Source organism: Afipia broomeae ATCC 49717 (assembly GCF_000314675.2).
In the GTDB taxonomy this organism is placed as follows: domain Bacteria; phylum Pseudomonadota; class Alphaproteobacteria; order Rhizobiales; family Xanthobacteraceae; genus Afipia; species Afipia broomeae.
On sequence record NZ_KB375282.1, the window covers coordinates 392,284 to 411,562 of the forward strand.

Annotated in this window: 19 protein-coding genes; 12 read left to right on the forward strand and 7 right to left on the reverse strand. The window is 62.2% G+C overall.

The features are described from left to right. Nucleotides 1–107: 107 nt before the first annotated feature. Nucleotides 108–980, forward strand: a complete 873-nt coding sequence (gene ku, locus HMPREF9695_RS01910) for a non-homologous end joining protein Ku (protein ID WP_006019083.1) — start codon at nucleotides 108–110, stop codon at nucleotides 978–980. A 2-nt stretch (nucleotides 981–982) separates the two neighbouring features. On the opposite strand, the gene HMPREF9695_RS01915 is transcribed toward ku, so the two are convergent. Beyond that, complete coding sequence (locus HMPREF9695_RS01915) at nucleotides 983–1,441, reverse strand: MarR family winged helix-turn-helix transcriptional regulator (RefSeq protein WP_006019084.1); 459 nt, start codon at nucleotides 1,439–1,441, stop codon at nucleotides 983–985. Nucleotides 1,442–1,651: 210 nt separating this feature from the next. On the opposite strand from HMPREF9695_RS01915, the gene HMPREF9695_RS01920 reads away from it, so the two are divergent. Then, the gene (locus HMPREF9695_RS01920; protein ID WP_006019085.1) at nucleotides 1,652–2,077 is read left to right on the forward strand and encodes an organic hydroperoxide resistance protein; all 426 of its coding nucleotides are present in this window, start codon (nucleotides 1,652–1,654) and stop codon (nucleotides 2,075–2,077) included. 57 nt (nucleotides 2,078–2,134) lie between these two features. On the opposite strand, the gene HMPREF9695_RS01925 is transcribed toward HMPREF9695_RS01920, so the two are convergent. Next, nucleotides 2,135–2,899 (reverse strand): SDR family NAD(P)-dependent oxidoreductase, encoded by a 765-nt coding sequence (locus HMPREF9695_RS01925; RefSeq protein ID WP_006019086.1) that lies wholly within the window; start codon nucleotides 2,897–2,899, stop codon nucleotides 2,135–2,137. Between the two features lie 43 nt (nucleotides 2,900–2,942). After that, nucleotides 2,943–3,584 carry a pyridoxamine 5'-phosphate oxidase gene (pdxH, locus tag HMPREF9695_RS01930; protein WP_006019087.1) on the reverse strand — a complete coding sequence of 214 codons (642 nt, stop codon included), beginning with the start codon at nucleotides 3,582–3,584 and terminating at the stop codon, nucleotides 2,943–2,945. Nucleotides 3,585–3,599: 15 nt separating this feature from the next. Here pdxH and HMPREF9695_RS01935 point away from each other — a divergent pair, with 15 nt between their 5' ends. The 5 genes from HMPREF9695_RS01935 (at nucleotide 3,600) to HMPREF9695_RS01960 (ending at nucleotide 8,983) form a co-directional block, all read left to right on the forward strand. Continuing rightward, nucleotides 3,600–4,115 (forward strand): RT0821/Lpp0805 family surface protein, encoded by a 516-nt coding sequence (locus tag HMPREF9695_RS01935; protein ID WP_006019088.1) that lies wholly within the window; start codon nucleotides 3,600–3,602, stop codon nucleotides 4,113–4,115. A gap of 135 nt (nucleotides 4,116–4,250) precedes the next feature. Next, the gene (locus HMPREF9695_RS01940; RefSeq protein WP_006019089.1) at nucleotides 4,251–5,249 is read left to right on the forward strand and encodes a DnaJ C-terminal domain-containing protein; all 999 of its coding nucleotides are present in this window, start codon (nucleotides 4,251–4,253) and stop codon (nucleotides 5,247–5,249) included. Nucleotides 5,250–6,303: 1,054 nt separating this feature from the next. Further along, complete coding sequence (locus HMPREF9695_RS01950; protein WP_041711773.1) at nucleotides 6,304–6,582, forward strand: hypothetical protein; 279 nt, start codon at nucleotides 6,304–6,306, stop codon at nucleotides 6,580–6,582. 160 nt (nucleotides 6,583–6,742) lie between these two features. Continuing rightward, nucleotides 6,743–7,615 (forward strand): DMT family transporter, encoded by an 873-nt coding sequence (locus HMPREF9695_RS01955; protein ID WP_006019091.1) that lies wholly within the window; start codon nucleotides 6,743–6,745, stop codon nucleotides 7,613–7,615. Between the two features lie 48 nt (nucleotides 7,616–7,663). After that, nucleotides 7,664–8,983: a hemolysin family protein gene (locus HMPREF9695_RS01960; protein WP_051054987.1), complete on the forward strand. Its 1,320-nt coding sequence runs from the start codon at nucleotides 7,664–7,666 to the stop codon at nucleotides 8,981–8,983. 97 nt (nucleotides 8,984–9,080) lie between these two features. On the opposite strand, the gene HMPREF9695_RS01965 is transcribed toward HMPREF9695_RS01960, so the two are convergent. After that, complete coding sequence (locus tag HMPREF9695_RS01965) at nucleotides 9,081–9,854, reverse strand: anti-sigma factor family protein (RefSeq protein WP_024921911.1); 774 nt, start codon at nucleotides 9,852–9,854, stop codon at nucleotides 9,081–9,083. Between the two features lie 211 nt (nucleotides 9,855–10,065). After that, nucleotides 10,066–10,557, reverse strand: a complete 492-nt coding sequence (locus tag HMPREF9695_RS01970; protein WP_006019094.1) for a sigma-70 family RNA polymerase sigma factor — start codon at nucleotides 10,555–10,557, stop codon at nucleotides 10,066–10,068. Between the two features lie 194 nt (nucleotides 10,558–10,751). Here HMPREF9695_RS01970 and HMPREF9695_RS01975 point away from each other — a divergent pair, with 194 nt between their 5' ends. Together HMPREF9695_RS01975 and aroC are read left to right on the forward strand one after the other, a co-directional pair. Continuing rightward, nucleotides 10,752–11,351: a histidine phosphatase family protein gene (locus HMPREF9695_RS01975; protein WP_006019095.1), complete on the forward strand. Its 600-nt coding sequence runs from the start codon at nucleotides 10,752–10,754 to the stop codon at nucleotides 11,349–11,351. A gap of 116 nt (nucleotides 11,352–11,467) precedes the next feature. After that, on the forward strand, nucleotides 11,468–12,547 hold the full coding sequence (gene aroC, locus HMPREF9695_RS01980; protein WP_006019096.1) for a chorismate synthase: 1,080 nt from the start codon (nucleotides 11,468–11,470) through the stop codon (nucleotides 12,545–12,547). A gap of 33 nt (nucleotides 12,548–12,580) precedes the next feature. Here aroC and HMPREF9695_RS01985 read toward each other — a convergent pair whose 3' ends face one another. After that, the gene (locus HMPREF9695_RS01985) at nucleotides 12,581–13,930 is read right to left on the reverse strand and encodes a globin-coupled sensor protein (protein WP_006019097.1); all 1,350 of its coding nucleotides are present in this window, start codon (nucleotides 13,928–13,930) and stop codon (nucleotides 12,581–12,583) included. 355 nt (nucleotides 13,931–14,285) lie between these two features. Here HMPREF9695_RS01985 and HMPREF9695_RS01990 point away from each other — a divergent pair, with 355 nt between their 5' ends. The 3 genes from HMPREF9695_RS01990 (at nucleotide 14,286) to HMPREF9695_RS02000 (ending at nucleotide 17,318) form a co-directional block, all read left to right on the forward strand. Next, a complete protein-coding gene (locus tag HMPREF9695_RS01990) occupies nucleotides 14,286–15,473 on the forward strand; it encodes a GNAT family N-acetyltransferase (RefSeq protein ID WP_006019098.1) in 1,188 nt (395 codons plus the stop codon). 51 nt (nucleotides 15,474–15,524) lie between these two features. After that, nucleotides 15,525–16,751, forward strand: coding sequence for an adenylate/guanylate cyclase domain-containing protein (locus HMPREF9695_RS01995; RefSeq protein WP_006019099.1), 1,227 nt, complete (start codon nucleotides 15,525–15,527; stop codon nucleotides 16,749–16,751). Between the two features lie 78 nt (nucleotides 16,752–16,829). Continuing rightward, on the forward strand, nucleotides 16,830–17,318 hold the full coding sequence (locus HMPREF9695_RS02000; RefSeq protein ID WP_006019100.1) for a hypothetical protein: 489 nt from the start codon (nucleotides 16,830–16,832) through the stop codon (nucleotides 17,316–17,318). A gap of 63 nt (nucleotides 17,319–17,381) precedes the next feature. Here the strand turns inward: HMPREF9695_RS02000 and HMPREF9695_RS02005 are convergent, their stop codons facing one another. Then, nucleotides 17,382–19,064, reverse strand: a complete 1,683-nt coding sequence (locus tag HMPREF9695_RS02005) for a methyl-accepting chemotaxis protein (protein ID WP_006019101.1) — start codon at nucleotides 19,062–19,064, stop codon at nucleotides 17,382–17,384. Nucleotides 19,065–19,279 lie beyond the last annotated feature (215 nt).

A 19,279-nucleotide genomic window follows, 5' to 3' on the forward strand; every position in this document is an offset into this window, starting at 1 on the left:
ACGCGGAACAATTGTATCATGCGCCATCAGGCGGGAGTTCAGGAACCAAAACCTGCGGCTCCTGTTGGGGTTCCGTCCCGGGTATGCGTTTGAGTTGGAGGTCGCCGATGTTGCCGCGTGCGTACTGGAAGGGTTCGCTGAAGCTGTCGCTGGTCACTTGCCCCGTGGCGCTCTATCCCGCCTCGACGACGGTCGAACGAACCCGGTTTCACATGATCAATACCGAGACAGGAAACCGGCTGAAGCAGCAGATGGTCGATTCCGAGACCGGTGAAGTGGTCGAGAAGGAACAGAAGGGCCGCGGCTACGAAGTCAGCAAGGGCGAGTACGTCCAGATCGAGAAGGAAGAGCTGGAAGCTGTTCAGCTCGAGAGCAACCACACCATCGACATCGACAACTTCGTTCCGCGCGACGAGATCGACCGCAGATATCTGGACAGTCCCTATTACATGGTTCCGGACGGCAATGCCGGCCTCGATGCATTTGCGGTGATCCGCGATGCGATGAAGGATCAGGATCGCGTGGCGCTCGCGCGCGTCGTTCTGTCAAATCGCGAACGTATCGTGGCGATCGAGCCCCTCGGCAAGGGTCTGCTCGCCACCACGCTGCGATATGCGTACGAAGTGCGAAACGAGGAAGATTTCTTCGCCGACATCAAGACACCGAAAATCTCGAAGGACATGGTCGAACTCGCTTCGCATATTCTCGATAGCAAAGCGGCGAATTTCGACGCCTCCAAATTCGAGGACGAATACGAAAACGCGCTGAAGGCATTGGTCAAACAGAAGGCTTCGGGCAAGACCATCAAGTCTGTCGAGAAGCCTGCGAAGGCTGACAACGTCATCAGCCTGATGGATGCACTGAAGCAGAGCCTGAAGGGCAAGGCGCCCGCACAGCGTCCGGCGCGCGCATCGCGTACCGAGCCCCGTACTGCAAAGAAGGCGGGCCGCTCGACTGCGCGACAAAGGAAGGCAGGTTAAGTTTACGCCGCCTGCGCGGCCAGCAGCTTTTCGCGCAGCGCCTTGATGTCGTCGGTCAGTTTCATCACCTCGGGAATCGTGAGGTTGGTCGAGCAGCCGATCGCTTGCGGAATCTCGATTGCCTTCTGCTTCAGCTCTGTGCCCTTCGGCGTCAGTTGGATCCGTACAACCCGTTCGTCGTCCTGATCGCGGGTCCGGCGCACCATGCCTGCCGTTTCAAGCCGCTTGAGCAGCGGAGTGAGCGTGCTCGATTCCAGCAGGAGCTTCTCGCCGATCTCGCCGACCGTTCTGCCGTCTTTTTCCCACAGCACCGCCATCACCAGATACTGCGGATAGGTCAGTCCCAGCGGGTCAAGCAGGGGCTTGTACAGCCGTGTGAAGGCATGCCCTGCCGAATACAGGGCGAAGCAGACGAAATTATCGATCTTCAGCAGATCGTCCGCAGTTGGTCGGGCGGCCATGGCCTGTCCTCAAAGTGTTTCAGCAAGGGATCACACGTATTTAAGGCGCGCGCGATTGAATCGCGCAACGCATTTTTGCAGGGCTGCCATTCCAAATATATGTTGCACGATTATATCGTGCGCGATATAAATGACGTCGTTCAGTTCCCCGGCGGGAGGCAGCGCAAAGTTGTTGGTCCGCCTCTCGAGTGAAACCCCAAGGAGAAATCCATGCCCACCAAAGTTCTCTATCGCACCCAGGCCACAGCAACCGGCGGCCGCGATGGCAAAGCCTCGACCACGGACGGCACGTTTCAGGTCAATCTTGCGACCCCGAAGGAACTCGGTGGCGGCGGCGGACCGGGCAACAATCCCGAGCAGCTTTTCGCAGCCGGCTATTCGGCCTGTTTTATCGGCGCCATGAAGGCGGTTTCGGGAACGGTCGGCGTCAAGGTGCCAGCGGATGCCACCGTGACTGCTGATGTGGGTATCGGCCCGCGTTCGGAAGGCGGCTTCGGTCTCGATGTTGCGCTCACCGTGGCGCTGCCTGGCCTCGATCGCGCCGACGCGGAGAAGCTGGTTGCCACCGCGCATCAGGTTTGCCCGTATTCCAACGCAACGCGCAACAACCTCGATGTGAAGCTCAACATCGTCTGATTTTGCGGCGAGACAAACAAAAGAGCGGGGCGTCGGCTCCGCTCTTTTCGTTTGCGCCTACACGTGCTGACCGCCGTTGATGTGAATCTCGGCGCCGTTCACGTACGAACTGGTTTCGGTGCACAGCACGTAGATGATCTTCGCGACTTCATCCGGTGTGCCGAGCCGGTGCATCGGAATCTGTTCGTGAACGATCTTGTCGGTGCCCGGTGACAGGATCGACGTATCGATCTCGCCCGGCGCAATCGCATTGACGCGCACGCCGACGCGGCCGAAGTCGGACGCCATCTCCCGCGTCAGCGCGGCGAGCGCTGCTTTCGATGTCGCATAGGCCGCACCCGCGAACGGATGTACGCGCGAGCCCGCGATCGAGGTCACGTTCACCACCGATCCCTTCGCGGCCTTCAGTTCTTCGATCAGCCCGCGTGCCAGCATGACAGGCGCGAAGAAGTTGACGCGGAACACATGGCTCCAGACATCGACATCGGTGTCGATCGAGCCCATCCGCGCGCCGCCTTCTCCCTTGGGAGAGATCGCCGCGTTGTTGACCAGCGCATGCAGTACGCCGCCCTCGAGCCGCTCGCGGATTTCATCGATGGCGCGTGCCGTGTCCTTGTGATCGGAAAGGTCGACCTGGATGTGATCCTCAGGGCCGGCGTCCCAGGGGCATTGCTCGGGAAACGGATGGCGCGAGCAGGTGATGACGCGCCAGCCCGCGCTGGAAAAGCGGATCACGGTGGCGTGGCCGATGCCGCGGCTGGCGCCGGTCAGCAGCAAGGTGCGCTTGGGCGCGTTGGAATCCGCGGGAGTTGAAGTCGGCATGAATGAGGGTCTCGCCTTCGGGCGTTAGCGTTCAGGACATCAGTTACGGATAGAGCCGCGTTTTGCTCCATTCGGCATCGGGGGCCGCGCGGCGGAATTCGATGCGGTCATGCAGGCGGAATGGGCGGTCGTGCCAGAATTCGAAGGCCTGCGGCGTGATCCGCCAGCCGCTCCAGCCGGGGGGGCGGGGGACCTCGCCGATAGCATACTTCGCGGCGTTGAGCGCGATGGCCTTCTCGAACGCCATCCGGCTTTCGAGCGGCTGCGACTGCTTGCTGGCCCAGGCGCCGATCTGGGCCTGCTTCGGACGGGTCGCGAAATAGGTATCGGCCTCGGCGTCGGTGACCCGGCTCGCGGTCCCGCGAATGCGGACCTGCCGGCGCAGCGATTTCCAGTGAAACAGCAGCGCGGCCTTGGGGGTGGCGGCGAGCTCCCGGCCCTTGGCGCTGTCGATGTGGCTGTAAAACACGAAACCGGCGGTATCGAAGCCCTTCAGCAGCACCATCCGCACATCCGGCAGCCCCTCCGGGTCCACGGTCGCGAGCGCCATGGCATTGGGATCGTTCGGTTCGGACTTCACCGCCTCGGCAAACCACACCGCAAACAGCCCAAAAGGCTCGTCGGCGGCGGTGAAATCACCGGAAATTAACTCACCTGGGGTTTTGATGGAGTGTGGACCGTTCATGTCTGGAGTATCCGGTTGCGTACCCTGGCGCCTCTTCGTGCCAAGCGTGTTCTCGAGCGTTCCCTATATAGGGTACGCGAGGGCCGCGGCCTATCGCCGATCGGGCTTGTCACGGCTGCTGTGCTGGTGGCCGTCGGCTGCTCGTCCGGGGGATGCAGCATGGGGCCCTTCGGAAAGGACGCCAAAAAGGACGACATGTCGGATGTCACGGGCTCGATCGGCCCGATGATCCGCTCCCACGACGACACCAATCTGACCGACGCCGATCTCGCACTGGCCCGCAACGCCGCGTCCGATGTGCTGACCCGAGGGCAAAAGGACGTCAGCCAGCCCTGGGAAAACCCGGAAACCGGCGCGCGCGGCTCGGTCACGCCGCTGGCCTCCACCTATACGACCGAGGGGCGGACCTGCCGGGATTTCCTCGCCAGCTACGTGCGCGGCGCCAATGAAGGCTGGCTGCAGGGCGAAGCCTGCCAGCAGGGCAAGGGGCCCTGGGAAATCCGCCACATGAAACCCTGGAAGCGCAGCTAGGCCGCCAGAACCGCCCAACTTTGTAGTTTTGACACCGTTCCGGGCGAAACCCGTTGCGGGATTGTCACGAAAACACCACATCAGGGCAAAGGGCCGCTCGGCCCGAACCTGAATTCCTGCAAGGAGACCGAACGAATGCGCGACCCCTATGAGGTCCTGGGGGTGCAGCGGGGTGCCACTGCTGCGGCGATCAAGAGCGCCTATCGCAAGCTCGCCAAGAAGCACCACCCCGATGCCAACAAGGGCGACCCCAAAGCGGCTGAACGCTTTTCCGAACTCAACATGGCGAACGAAATCCTCGGCGACGAGGATAAACGCAAGCAGTTCGACCGCGGCGAGATCGATGCCGAGGGCAAACCGAAGTTTCAGGGTTTCGACGGCGGCTTCCCCGGAGGCGGCGGCGGACGACGCGCGGGCCCAGGCGGCTTCGAATATTCCTTCCGCACCGGCGGTGGACCGGGTGCCGGCGGCTTTGCCAGCGGCGGCGCATTCGAGGACATTCTCAAAAGCATGTTCGGCGGCCAGGCTGGCGCCGGAATGGGCGGCGGTCCGCGCGGCGGCGCGAGCACCTTCGAATACGACACGCCGTTTGCCACCGATCTCGATGTCGCCGTCGCGATGACGGTCGCGCTTGAGGAAGCCATCAACGGCGCGACGCGGCGGGTCCGTCTGCCGACCGGCAAGGAGCTCAATGTCAAGATTCCGGCAGGTGTCGCCGCCGGTCAGCAGATCCGCCTCAAGGGGCAGGGCGAAACCGCGCCCGGTCATCGTCCCGGCGATGTGCTGATCACGGTGAACATCGCGCCGCATCCCTACTTCAAGATCGACGGCAACGATCTGCGTCTCGATCTGCCGGTCACGCTGTACGAAGCCGTGCTCGGCGCGAAGGTGCGCGTGCCGACGCTCGACGGCGCGGTGCAGCTTTCGATTCCGAAGAATACATCATCGGGCCGGACGTTTCGTCTGAAGGGCAAGGGCATGCCGATCAAGGGTGCATCGGGTGCCGACGGGTTCGGCGATCTGTACGTCACCACCCGCATCGTGTTGCCGGATGCCAATGACGCGGAGCTTGAAGCGCTGATGGAAAAATGGCGCACCGAGCATCCGACGAATCCGCGCAAGGATTTCGAATGAGGCGTGCTGCGTCATCCTGAGGTGGACCCGCGTTTGCGGCGAGCCTCGATGCGCGGCTTGCGTTCCCTGCCGTCATCCGTCGAGGCTCGCTTCGCTCGCACCCCAGGATGACGGCAATCAGATTTTCGCGTTGTTCGTGATCTCTCTCGCGCGCGGATGTGGCAGTCATCGCGCGCGACACTCACAGATGTCATCACCGGCCTTGTGCCGGTGATCCCGATTTTCAGATTCAATTTTCAAACAGCCACTTTGAAATTCCGCGCGCGCACGCGCATTCCTCCCGCGCAATCGCGCGAGGTGAGCTTTTCGTTGTGCCCCTCACCGCGCGCGCGAGGCCTGCCTCGTTCGCGCCCTCAATATGAGGGGCATGGAGCGCCGCAAGGCGCACCTTTGTATCGTCTCGCTTCCGGCATCGCGTGCGAGGCGATGGTCTTCCGGAAGCGCATCGCCTTGCGGCGCTCCATTGCGGCGATTTTGGGCGAGGGGACCGTACTTCCGGGTGCGGACGGGGGAGGTTACTCGACCCCTGATCCGGACGGCTTTCGCCGCCTTCGTCCGCTCCGCGTCCAGCCGGCGAACGGCAGAGCCACATAGTTGGCCCGGACGGTGACCCCAGCCTCCCGGACGCGTGTGTGCGAGACACGCGCGCAGGCGCCGCATCCTGCTCCGCTTCAAAGCGCCCTCGAGAAGCGCCCCTCACGAACAGGACGTGGCGAACTTAAACGCGGTTCAAAGTGCGGGGACGCGTATCCCCATCACGAAATGTTTCGAGGTCGGATTTCCCCACTTGTCATTCCGGGGCGCGCGGCTTCGCGCGAACCCGGAATCCATGTTCACTCACCGGATTCCCGCATCATCATGGATTCCGGGCCTGCGCCAAGTGGCGCATCCCGGAATGACGGGGAGGATTCTCGCACGAAGACGCGCATCCAGGCATGACGGGCGGAGAAATTGCGTCCGGTCAGGCCTTCACGCCGGACCCGAAAAGTTCCGCTGCCGGGACGATATTTTACAACCGGTGGCAATCCGGCGCCGGAATACCCATATGTTGGTCATGACCAGCAAATCACAGACCAAGCCGCGAACTCCCGAACAACTGGCCCGCCTTGAAAAACAGCGGCTGGCCAAGATCGAGGGCGAAATCGCCCTCGCAGAAGTCGGCAAGGAGTATGTCGACGTCCGCAAGAACATGGATCGCCTGAAGGCGCTCCGCCTGGCGAAGGAAGCCGAAGAGGCCGCCAACCCACCGCCGGTCGAGCCGAAAAAGAAAAAGGCCGCGCCGAAAAAGCTCGCCGTTGTCACAGCACGCGAAGCGGAAGCCGTCGGCGAGTGACGCCATTTGTATTTTCCTGCAACTGACATCTTTTTTCCGACTGACCAAGAGGCCCGGCAATTTGCCGGGCCGTTTATTTTTCGGCGGATTGTTGCCGTCGCGCTTTGAATCTGTAACGTCGGCCTGATGACAATCAGCAGGACCGGCACCGGCACATTCGATGGTTAAAGCGCGATGGATCGGCATCGCCTGTCTCGGCATCACAGCGTTCGGCTGGGGCCTGAACTGGCCTTTCATGAAACTCCTGTTGCGTGAACTGCCGCCGCTATCCGCGCGCGGCCTCGCGGGAGTTACGGCGTCGCTCATTCTGGCGGTCGTGGCATGGAGCCGCCGCGAACGATTAAGCGTGCCGCGCGAGGCCATCCTGCCTCTGCTGTTCGCGACATTTACCAATGTCATCGCGTGGATGGGATTTGGCACTGTTGCCATGAAATGGGTCACCGTCGGCGAGGGCGCGCTGCTCGCTTACACAATGCCGATCTGGGCGACGCTGTTCGCATGGCCGCTGCTCGGAATGCGTCCCACGGTCCGCAATATCATCGCACTGTGTCTCGGCATTATCGGAATCGTGATCCTGTTCGGCGGCGACGGATTTTCATTCACGCCGGAAAAGCTGGCGGGTGCGTCGCTGGCGCTGTCTGCGGCAATTCTCTTTGCACTCGGCAACATTCTCAATCGCGCGCCGATACCGGTGCCGCCGGTTGCGCTGGTGGCGTGGCAGGTCGGACTTGGTTGTCTGGCGATGATTGTCTTCGGCCTGTTGTTCGAGAAGCCGGATTTTTCCGCCGTCTCGCTCCAGGGCTGGGCGCTGATGGCTTACATGACAATCGTTCCGATGGGCGTGTGTTATCTCACCTGGTTCGAAACCTTGCGCATCCTGCCGCCAGCGACAGCATCGACCGGCATGCTGCTGGTTCCGATCGTGGGCGTGATGTCCGCCGCGTTGATGGTCGGGGAACCGCTCGGCCTGCGCGAGGTTCTTGCGATGGTCTTCACGCTGGGCGGCGTCACATTGGCGCTGCAACGGACCTAACCGAAATTCGGATGACGCTGCGGCAACGCCGATGCTGTGCGCAACGCAATGGCATGCTATCTGTTTCGACAGAAAATAATACTGCAAAGGATCAGCTTGTTACTTGAACTTGGAATTGTCGCCGTCCTCATCGTCATCAACGGTCTTTTGGCGATGTCGGAGCTTGCCATCGTCTCATCCCGTCCCGCGCGATTGTCCGGTCTGGTTGAGAAAGGCGTCAGCGGTTCGCGCCGCGCGCTCGCCCTGGCGTCGGACCCCGGAAAATTTCTCTCCACGGTTCAGATCGGGATCACGCTGGTCGGCGTGCTGTCCGGCGCATTTTCCGGCGCGACACTCGGCGCGCGTCTCTCGGCATGGCTGGCGAGCGTGGGACTGTCGCCGGGCGCCGCGGATGCCGTTGGCGTCGGCGCGGTGGTGACGCTGATCACCTACGCCTCGCTCATTGTCGGTGAACTGGTGCCGAAGCAGATCGCGCTGCGCGATCCTGAAGCGGTGGCGGTGAAGGTCGCGCCGGCGATGGTCGTGCTCGCGAGGATATCGCTGCCGCTGGTGTGGATCCTCGATCGTTCGGGCAAGGCATTGCTGTGGGTGCTCGGCCAGCGCGGCGAGGCCGAGGAGAAGGTGAGCGAAGAGGAAATCCACACGCTGGTTGTGGAAGCGGAGAATGCCGGCGTGCTCGAGCCGGGCGAGAAGGAAATGATCGCAGGCGTGATGCGGCTCGGCGATCTTCCTGTAGGTGCGGTGATGACGCCGCGTCATGAGGTCACGATGATCAATCTGTCGGAGCCGGATGAGGCGATTCGATTTGCCTTTAGGAACAGCACGCATTCGCGCCTGCCGGTGTTCGACGGCGAGGAGACGCTCGGTATCCTGCAATCCAAGGACATGCTGGACGCGTATCTTGCCGGCGAGACACCGGACATCCGCAAGCTGATCCGCGAGGCGCCGATCATTCCCGAAACGGTCGATGCGCGTGATGTCGTCGCCATTCTGCGCGATTCACCGGTGCACATGGGACTGGTCCACGACGAGTACGGCACTTTTCAGGGCGTCGTCACCAGCGCGGATATTCTTGAGTCGATCGTCGGGAGTTTTCACACCGAGGAAGGACCGGCCGAACCCGCCTTCGTCCGGCGCGACGATGGATCGTTTCTCATTTCCGGCTGGATGCCTGCGCTCGAATTCGCGCGCCTGCTCGACATTCCGTTGCCGGCGTCGCGGTCCTACCAGACCTGCGCCGGTTATCTGCTGGAGAAATTCGGCGCGATTCCGTCGGTGGGGCAAAGCATCAGCGCCGACGGCTGGAGATTCGAGATCGTCGATCTCGACGGGCGGCGTATCGACAAGGTGCTGGCCAGCAGGGAGTAAGCTCGTCATTGCGAGCGAAGCAATCCATCTTTCAAAACAGAAGATGGATTGCTTCGTCGCAAGCGCTCCTCGCAATGACGTGTTCTCCAAAGGCTGATTACAGCCCGGCCTTCTCGTTCTGGTCATAGACCAGCCGCGCGACGTGCTCGAGGCGGGTGCGATCGGTGCCGCCGCTGACGACGTAACCCACGCCGCGATCGGCCCAGAACAGCGCGCCGGTGCCGTCGTTGACGGCGTAGCGCATCTGCGTCGTCTCGGTTTCCGCGCGCGCGGCGAAGATCGTGAAGCGCTCGCCCGACGCCGTCTCATACATCAGGAACGATGCGGGACCGGTGGGGCCGGGCAGCAGCCGTCCGCCGACGAGCTTCAGGCCGGTGGCGTCGAGTTCGGGCGCGCGGACTTCCCAGCCGCAGCGCTTGCTCAGCCACTGTTGCAGATGCGCCTTGTCGCTGCCCGCCACTTCGACGGGATGGCGCACCTCGACCACATAGAGTTTGTGCGCGCCGAGCGCATCGCCGGTGAAGCTCGCGAACGCCGACGGCGTTGCGTTCGCGCCGCGGGCGGCCCAGCCGATGCCGCCGCCGACCGCGAATGCCAGCAGCGATGCGGCGATGGCGCCCATCATCCAGCGGCGCGGGGTGCGCGACAACTGATCGACCGAAAGGCTGTGTGGCACCGGCTCGTCCGCGACGGAGTCGTACTTTGCATGCAGCGCGTCGCTCATTGCGCGCCATGACGTGACCCGCTCGGCGTCGTCGGGATGCGCCGCGAGCCAGGCCTCGACCGCCGCGCGGCGCTCCACGGGGAGTTCGTTGTCCACGTAGGCGTGGAGTTCGTCCTCGGTCACCGGAATGTTGTGGTCGGTCATCAGCGTTGTCTCTCGAATTCGAAGTCTTGCAGCAGCAATGGCATCAGGTTTGTGCAGAAAGTGGGGTGGAGGTTACGCATGATACAGAGTTGACCTCCACCCCGCGCGCCAATCGCGTGGCTTTCGGCGCGCCACCCTCTCCACGAGGAAGAGGGAGAAGAAGCGAGTCTCCCCGATCGCGTATCGATTCCATCCCGTATCGTCCCCTCCGGTTTCATTTCACCCGCCGCAGCACCGGCCGCTCTCCTTCCAGTGCGGCTTTCACATGCGCCCGCGAACGGGCGAGCCGCGACATCACCGTGCCGATCGGCACACCCTGAATGTCGGCGACGTCGCGGTAGCTCAGGCCTTCCAGCACCACCAGCAGCAGCACCGCGCGCTGGTCTTCCGCCAGTGTCGCGAGCGCGCGGGAAATGTCGCGGCCTTCGGCCTCGGTGCCCGAGGCGTCGGCGGCGGTGTCGTGCAGTTCCATCATCGCCGGCTGCCGCGCCAGCGAACGGCGGCGGTTGCGGTTCAGGTTGGTCAGGATCGTGTAGAGCCAGGCGCGCAGGTCGCCGCCGAGGAAGAGCTTTTCCGAACGCAGCGCCCGCACCAGGGTGTCCTGCACCAGGTCGTCGGCGATGTCGGTGTCCCGCGCCAGCGCCCGCGCATAGCGCCGCAGGGCCGGAATCATGGTCTCGACGCTGTGGCGGAAATCGTTGCTCATTCAGTTCGTCCGGTCCGGCGGCTCACAGGCCGTTCTACTCTGAAAACACCGAAAACGCGGGAGTATTCCGCTGTTTCTGCCCGTTATGGTCAGGACTTGCGCCGCTTGTCCGGGTTGAACGGCCAGGGGGCCTGTGTCATCAGGGGCCGCCTTGCCTTCGGCGAGTGAAGAAATCTTTCGAGCAAGAAACGTCAATGCCATCTCCCACCGTTTACTTCATCCGTCATGGCCAGACCGAATGGAACGCCGCGGGCCGCTTTCAGGGCACGCAGGACATTCCGCTCAACGATCTCGGCAAGGAGCAGGCGATCCGCTCCGGCGAATTGCTGACCGATATTCTTGCGCGCGACTCCCATGATCCCGCGAAGATCCCGTTCGTGTCGTCGCCGCTCGGGCGTGCACGCTCCACGATGGAGCTGCTGCGGGGCGTGCTCGGCGTGCCGCCGCATGACTACGAACTCGACGACCGCCTGCGCGAGATCGGTTACGGCCACTGGGAAGGCTCGACCCTGCCGCAGATGGAGCAGTCGCATCCGGAAATTTTCGCCGAGCGTCAGGTCGACAAGTGGGGCGTGCCGCCGCCGGGCGGCGAGAGCTACGCCTCGGTGACCATCCGCATGCGCGACTGGTACGACTCGCTGATTCAGGACACGGTGGCGGTGTCACATGGCGGCGCGATGCGTGCGCTGCTGGTGGCGCTGGATGTCGAAACCCCGGTCGGCGCTGCGGACCTGACGGTGGAGCAGGGCGTGGTCTACGTCTTTGCCGACGGGCAGGTCACGAAACATAGTTAATGCTTCGTTAACGCGGCACTTTAAGCGCCTCAGATTTGACCCTAAGAGGCCTGCGCGTTACGACTTTACGTCAATTCTGGCGATTAGGGGCCCTTTGGCCTGTCGGGTAATTTCCTATGTCCTTCAACACCTTCGGCCACATGTTTCGCGTGACGACCTTTGGCGAAAGCCATGGGCCCGCGCTGGGCTGCGTGGTCGATGGCTGCCCGCCCCAGATCCCCCTGACGGTTGAAGAGATTCAACTGGATCTTGATCGCCGCCGTCCCGGCCAGTCGCGGTTCACGACCCAGCGGCAGGAAGCCGATCAGGTCAGAATCCTCTCCGGCGTGATGGACACCGACAAGGGCCAGGTCACCACCGGCACGCCGATCGCGCTGATGATCGAGAACACCGACCAGCGCTCGAAGGACTATTCCGAGATCAAGGACAAGTTTCGTCCAGGTCACGCCGACTTCACCTATGAAGCGAAATACGGCCTGCGCGATTATCGCGGCGGCGGTCGCTCGTCGGCGCGCGAGACCGCGGCGCGTGTCGCCGCCGGCGCGGTGGCGCGGAAGATCATTCCCGATGTGAAGGTGCGCGGCGCGCTGGTGCAGATGGGTCCGCACAAGATCGATCGCGCGGCCTGGGACTGGGATGAGGTCGGGCGCAACCCGTTCTTCTGTCCAGACAAGGCCAAGGCCGATTTCTTCGCGGAGTATCTCGACGACATCCGCAAGAAGGGCTCATCCATCGGCGCGGTGATCGAGGTCGTCGCCGAAGGTGTTCCTGCCGGATTGGGCGCGCCGATCTACGGCAAGCTCGACAGCGATCTTGCGCTGGCGCTGATGAGCATCAATGCGGTGAAGGGCGTCGAGATCGGCGCGGGCTTCGGCGCCGCCGAACTGCACGGCGAAGAGAACGCGGACGAGATGCGCATGGGCAACAACGGTCCGGTGTTTCTGTCGAACCATGCCGGCGGCATTCTCGGCGGCATCTCCACCGGGCAGCCGGTGGTGGCGCGCTTCGCGGTGAAGCCGACGTCGTCGATCCTCACCCCACGCCGCACCATCGACAAGGCCGGTGCCGACACCGACATCATGACCAAGGGCCGTCACGATCCCTGCGTCGGCATTCGTGCGGTGCCGGTCGGCGAAGCGATGATGGCCTGCGTGATCGCCGATCATCTGCTGCGCCATCGCGGTCAGGTCGGCTAGCGGTCCGGTTTCCCACCCAATCCGGTGACGCCGCTACGCCGCTCTCACGGTTGCAAGAAACTTATCGACTTCGACGCGGAGCATTTCGGACTGCTGCGACAACTCGGAGGCCGCGGACAGGACCTGTGCCGCTGCAGCGCCGGTTCCTCCGGCGGTCGTTGTCACGCCGGCGATGCTGGCCGAAACGGCGTGGGTGCCTTGTGCGGCCTGCTCGACATTGCGTGCAATTTCCTCAGTTGCCAGACCCTGTTGCCGCATGGCATCGGCAACGGCCGACGAAATCTGGTTCATGGAGGCGATCACGGTTGTGATCTCTCTGATGGCTTCGACAGACTCTCTTGTCGATAGCTGGATGGCTCCGACCTGCGTGGAAATCTCGGTCGTCGCGCGGGCGGTTTGCTCGGCCAGAGATTTGACCTCCTGAGCGACGACGGCAAAGCCGCGCCCGGCATCGCCGGCACGGGCTGCCTCGATCGTTGCATTCAAGGCCAGCAGATTTGTCTGCGCGGCAATCTTTGTGATGATTCCGATGATTGCGCCGATCTTGCTGGCTGCTTCCGACAGGGTGTCGATTTTCGCGGCGGTGTGCCCGGCGTTCCGCGAAGCTTCAGCCGCGATCCGCGCCGATTCGCCGATCTGACGGTTGATCTCCCCGATCGAGCCGGTCAATTGCTCGGTGGCGGCTGCCACAGAATGGACATTGGCGGTCGCTTCTTCCGTCGCACTCGCGACGGTCGCCGACTGCATTGCGGTTTCCCGCGCCGACATTGTCATTGTTTGCGCCGATGCCTGCAATTCGGTCGCTGCCGATGCGACGATGCCGACGACCCCTCCGATCGTATGTTCGAAATTTGTCGCAAGCGTTTCAAGAGTCCGATGCCGGTCGCGCCGCCCCGCTTCGATATAGACTGCAATGGCAAGATCCATATCCAGCATCGCGGCCTTGATGACGGCCAGTTGAAGTGCGATTTTGCCGGATATGCTGTTCCTGATGATCCCCGACGACGGCAGCCTCAGCGCGATGGCTTCGACCAATCCGCCGACAAGTGCGTTGTAGCCGCCAATGTACCAGCGCGGCTCCAGCCCCAAGGTATTGTGAACCTCGCCGATGCGCGTGACGGAGGTTTCATAGGACTCATCAAATTTGCCGCTTGCAATGATGCTCCAGTGCTGAAGCTGCTTCTGCTTCGCATGCATCATATGCTCCCGGCTTTTGAAATACGCTTTCGTTTCCGCAAATGCCGAAATGTGATCGTAAAAACGATCCAGTATCGTGGGCATCTCGGACATCAGGAAATCCCTATGCTCCCTGAGAATCGCGCTTGTGTTGCTGTCGATGCCGTGAAATTTGAGTCGCTGTACGATGGTGGATTCGTTGCTCATTGCGTCCCTTGCTGGAAGCGATCGGTGTGACGTTGGGGATTTACGAGTCTGGTGGCGCATTAGCGCGCCAGGTGAACGGCGGGACGCCGCAAGAAGCGATTCACAGAACCAGTCTCGATTGAAGTTGATGTTTGATACAACTTGCTCCTGGGAACGTTTTGATCTGGGTCAAAACGATCGCTTCAATCCGTAAGTCAGGACGAGCGGGGTGATCCGCAGGCGCAGCACCGCCTATCGCCGGCGATGCGGCCTCCAAAATTCCAACTTGACCCTTAACATATTACCTTTCAATGTCTGCCTGTTTTAACGGGAACGGGGCGCGGTGTTCTGCGTGTCGATTTTTGTTGGGGCCTGAATGATTATCTTGGCAGGCGATGACGGCGCGGTTGTATCCGACGCGGCGCGTGAACCCTTTTCGGTGACGGTGATTGACCGCGCCGAGCTCTCTTCCAGCCCGGTCTGGAGTTCGACATTCGCGGATGAGCGGAAGGATTATCGCTACTACGAGATCATCGAGGACACGCTTCGCGAAGGCTTCGACTACAGGTATTTTGCCATCCGCGATGCATCCGGGCGCATCCGGGCGATACAGCCGTTCTTTCTGCTCGATCAGGACGTTCTTGAAGGCGTCGGATCGGAGTGGCGGCTGATCTCAACCATCCGGCGCCGCTACCCGCGCTTCCTCAAGATGCGAACACTCATGGTCGGCTGTTCCGCAGGCGAGGGGCATCTCGCTGACGGTGAGGGCCTGTCCGCCGCAACCGTTGCGGACGTGCTTTCGCGGCATATCCGCAAGCTGGCGAAAAGTCTCGGCGCGCAGCTCATTGTGCTCAAGGAATTTCCCGCCAGCTATCGCGAGACGTTCGAATGCTTCGTGCGGCGCGGCTTTGGCCGCGCTCCGAGCATGCCGATGACAAAACTCAGTATCGAATACGAGAACTTCGATCGCTTCATCGAGAAAGCGCTCAGCGGCAAGGCGCGCAAGAATGTGCGCCGGAATCTTCAGGCATCAGCCGGCGAAGATATCCGCATGACCGTAACCGACGGTACTGAAAATCTGGCCAAAGAAATTTATCCGCTCTATCTTCAGGTCTACGAGCGATCCAAATTCCGCTTCGAGAAGCTGACGGAGGACTACTTCCGCGATCTCGGCACACGGATGAAGGACAAGGTCCGTGTCTTCACATGGCACCGCGGCAATACGCTGGTGGCCTTCAACATCTGCATGGTCCAGGGCGAGCACTTCTTCTCGGAGTATGTCGGCTTCGACTATTCCGTTGCGCTCAATCTGCATCTCTATTTCTGCGTGGTTCGTGACACGATCAACTGGGCCATTGCGGGCGGCTACAAATGGTTTCGCAGCAGCGGCCTGAACTACGACCCGAAACTCCACCTGCGGCACCAGCTCGATCCGATCGATCTGTATGTGCGTCATGTCTCGCCGCTCGCGAACGTGGTCCTGAAGCGCGTGCTGCCGTGGCTGTCGCCGGTGCGCTACGACGCGACGTTGAAGAAATTCCCGAATTATCGGGAGATGTGGTGAGCGTGGCTGACGAGCTTGACCGGGCCCGCCCGCCGTCGCAAAACGAACCTTATGCAAGCCAACAGCGTTCAGAGCGTCATCGACTGGTTGATCAACGGAGCGCGGTCGGCGTCACGCGTGGACCGGTTTATCGTGGAAACCTGCGAGCGCTTGGTCGCTTGCGGCATGCCGCTCTGGCGCGTCGGCGTCTTCGTCCGCACGCTTCATCCCAACATGCTCGGCCGCAACTTCGTCTGGCGCAAGGGCGAAGGTGTTGCCATGGGCGCCATGGCCCACGGCGAGCAGGAGTCGGATTATTTTCTCTCAAGTCCTCTGGCGATCGTGTTCGAGCAGGGGCAGGAAGTGCGCAAGCGGCTGCTGGACGACGGTGCTGGCAATGTGCCGTTTTTCGCCGAGATCCGCGGCGAGGGCGCGACCGACTACATCGCACTTCCGCTTCTGATGTCCGATGGGACAATCCATGCGGTGAGTTGGATCACGCAGCATCCGGATGGCTTCACGGAGGCTCAACTCGCCGACCTGCGCCTGATGATGCCATCCCTGACCCGCATGATCGAAGTCTGGCTGCTGCGGCGGACCGCAGCAGGATTGCTCAATAATTATGTCGGCGCGCGGGCCGGCGCGCGGATTCTTGCGGGACAAATCCGCCGCGGCCATACCGAGACCATGCATGCCGCGATCTGGCTGTCGGATCTGCGCGGCTTCACGCCGCTGTCTGACCGGCTGTCGTCCGAAGCCGTGGTGGATGTTCTCAACACCTATTTCGACTGTCAGGTGCCCGCGATCCTGAATCACGGCGGCGAAGTCCTGAAGTTCATGGGCGACGGCCTGCTCGCGGTGTTTCCCATCACCGGCAAGGAGGGGGACACGGAAACGGTTTGCAAGCGCGTGCTCGAAGCGGCGCGGGAGTGCCGCGCCAACGTGGCGGCGATGACCTACGCCTACGAGTCCGAGACACTGCGCGACTTCCGGTTCGGCCTCGCGCTGCATATCGGCACGGTTCTGTACGGCAATATCGGCGGCGGCGACCGGCTCGATTTCACCTGCATCGGTCCGGCGGTGAATCTTGCTGCGCGCATCGAGAAAATGACAGGCCGCCTCAACCGCACCGTGCTGGCGTCCACGGAATTCGCCAGCCATGTCGATGCGGGATGGACTGATCTTGGCCTGTTTTCGGTCGCGGGCTTTGCCGCGCCTGAACGTGTCTACGGCCTGCCGGATGATGCCTCATTGATGAACGGTTCATCGGCATCCCCGGCCAGCGCCTCATCTCCGTAAAATTTTATCGCCGTTCATGGAAATAACATCCTTCGCGAAGCGTTATCGGTTAGGGGCGCGCTCGGGTAGGAGTGAGCCATGTTCAGAAAACTCATGATCGGTGTTGCTGCGGTTGCGGCAATTGTTGCGTTTGCCCCGCTCGATGCCGTCGCGCGCGGTGGTCACGGCGGCGGTGGTGGTGGAGGTTTCCACGGCGGCGGAGGATTTGGCGGTGGCGGATTCCGCGGTGGTGGTTTCTCAGGTGGCGGCTTTAGAGGTGCCGGCAGTTTCGCCGCCATGCACGGCGGCGGATTCAGCGGACCGCGATTTGCCGCTGCGCCCGGAATGGCCCGGTTTGCCGCGATGCCGGGCGGAGGCGCCCGCTTCGCCAATGCCGGTTTCCATCATGGCAGGTTTTGGCATCATCACCGCCGCTTCGCACCGTTCGCGGTCGGGTTTGGTTTCCCGTACTATTACGACAACTATTATTACGATGATTATTACGGGTACGACGAGGGCTGTTACCAGCTAACGCAGGTGCCGACGCCTTATGGCTGGCGCTGGCGCCGGGTCTATGTCTGCGGCTGACGCCGCACATGAAAACGGCGGCTGAGGCCAGCCGCCGTTTCGGAATATGATAAGAGGCGGCGTTTAGGCCGCGCGCACAGTCGTCAGGAATTTCTCGACCTCGATCTTGAGGCGGCTGCTGTCGCTGGACAGCACCTGCGCGGACGACAACACCTGACCGGAGGCCGCTCCGGTTTCACCGGCGCCGCGGCTGACCTCGGTGATGCTCTGCGCCACCTCGCCGCTGCGCTGGGCAGCATACTGCACGTTGCGCGCGATCTCCTGAGTGGCCGCCCCCTGTTCCTCGACGGCTGCTGCGATGCTCGAGGAGATTTCCGAGATCAGATTGATTATCGCGCCTATCTCCTTGATCGTGGAGACCGACTCCCGGGTCGCCGACTGCATACCGGCGATCTGGGCGCTGATCTCGTCGGTGGCCTTCGCGGTCTGCGCGGCGAGGGCCTTCACTTCGGAGGCGACCACCGCGAAACCACGGCCGGCGTCTCCGGCGCGGGCGGCCTCGATGGTGGCATTGAGCGCGAGCAGATTGGTCTGTTCGGCGACCGCCGTAATCAGCTTCACCACGTCGCCGATGCGCGCCGCCGCCTGAGACAGTTCGGTGATGCTGGCATCGGTTTTCTGCGCCTGACGCACAGCCTCACCGGCAATGCGGCTGGATTCCTGCACCTGCCGTCCGATCTCGGCGACCGACGAGGTGATCTCTTCGGTGGCGACCGCGACCGACTGCACGTTGCTGGAGACTTCCTGCGAAGCGCTGGCCGCCGAGTCGGAAATCTTGCCGGTGGAGTCTGCCGTGGTGGTCAGCGTATTCGCCGCTGCTTCCAGCTCGGTCGATGACGACGACAGCGAACCGACCAGTTCACCGATCAGGGATTCGAAGTCGCGGGTGATGTTGTCCACGCGCTGGCCGCGCGCGATCTTGGCGTCGGCGTCGAGGGCCGCGGCTTCGTCCGCCGCTTTCTTGGCGATCAGCGCGTCCTTGAACACCTGCAATGTGTCGGCCATGGTTCCGATTTCGGTCTTCTCGCCCTGATGCGGGACCTCGGCGCTCAGGTCGCCGCTGCCCAGCGCCCGCATCGGAGTCACAATCGAGGCGATGCCCGTTGTCACGCCGCGGACGAGATAGAAGCTGAAGACAAGGCCGGCCACCAGTGCGAGGCCGAGAATGACGAGCCCAAGCTGGACAGCCGTGGAATAGTTGTCGTTGGCGCGCTGACCCTCGGTGGCCGCGCCCTTGCTGTTCATTTCGACCAGCTTGGTCAGCGTGTCGTCCACCTTGATTCCGATCGGGGAGGCCTTCTCGAAATTCAGATCCTGCGCCATCGAGCTTTCGCCCTTGCGGGAGGTTTCGAGAACCTCGTTGGCGGCGGCGAGATACTCCTTCCAGACCTTGACCAGTTCGCCGTAGACCGCGCGTTCTTCTGGCGAGGAGATCAGAGCCTGATACTTCTGGTTGGCCTGATCGTAGGCTTGCAGGCGGTCCGCGAGATTCTTGTCGATCTTGGCCTTGGCGTTGTCGTCGAAGGTCAGGAAATGGTCACGGAGGATGGCGCGGTAGCGTGCGGCCTGGGTTTGCATGTCTCCGAGCCAGCGAACGCTGGGCAGCCAGATCGTCTGGATCTGCTGCGCCGAGGCGTTGATCGAGCGCATCTGAAGCATGCCGAAAAGATTTGTCGCGGCCAAAGTCAGCAGAAAGAACGTCACGATTCCGATCAGTTTGGCGCGGATGGAGAGCTTGGACAGCATCGGGGTGATCCCTGGTTATCGATTTTTCTAACCGGATGCCGAAGAAGCCAGATCAGGATGCGGATCGGGCGAAAGGAGGGTGGCAATTTCCAGTCGAATGCCGACGCCTTCTGACGCCGTATTCGCGGGCGGAATCATCAGGGATTCCCGTGAACTGTTGGTAAATGAAGTATCCTCCGCGTCGCTCTGACGCGGCGGCGGAGGAAACAAAAAGG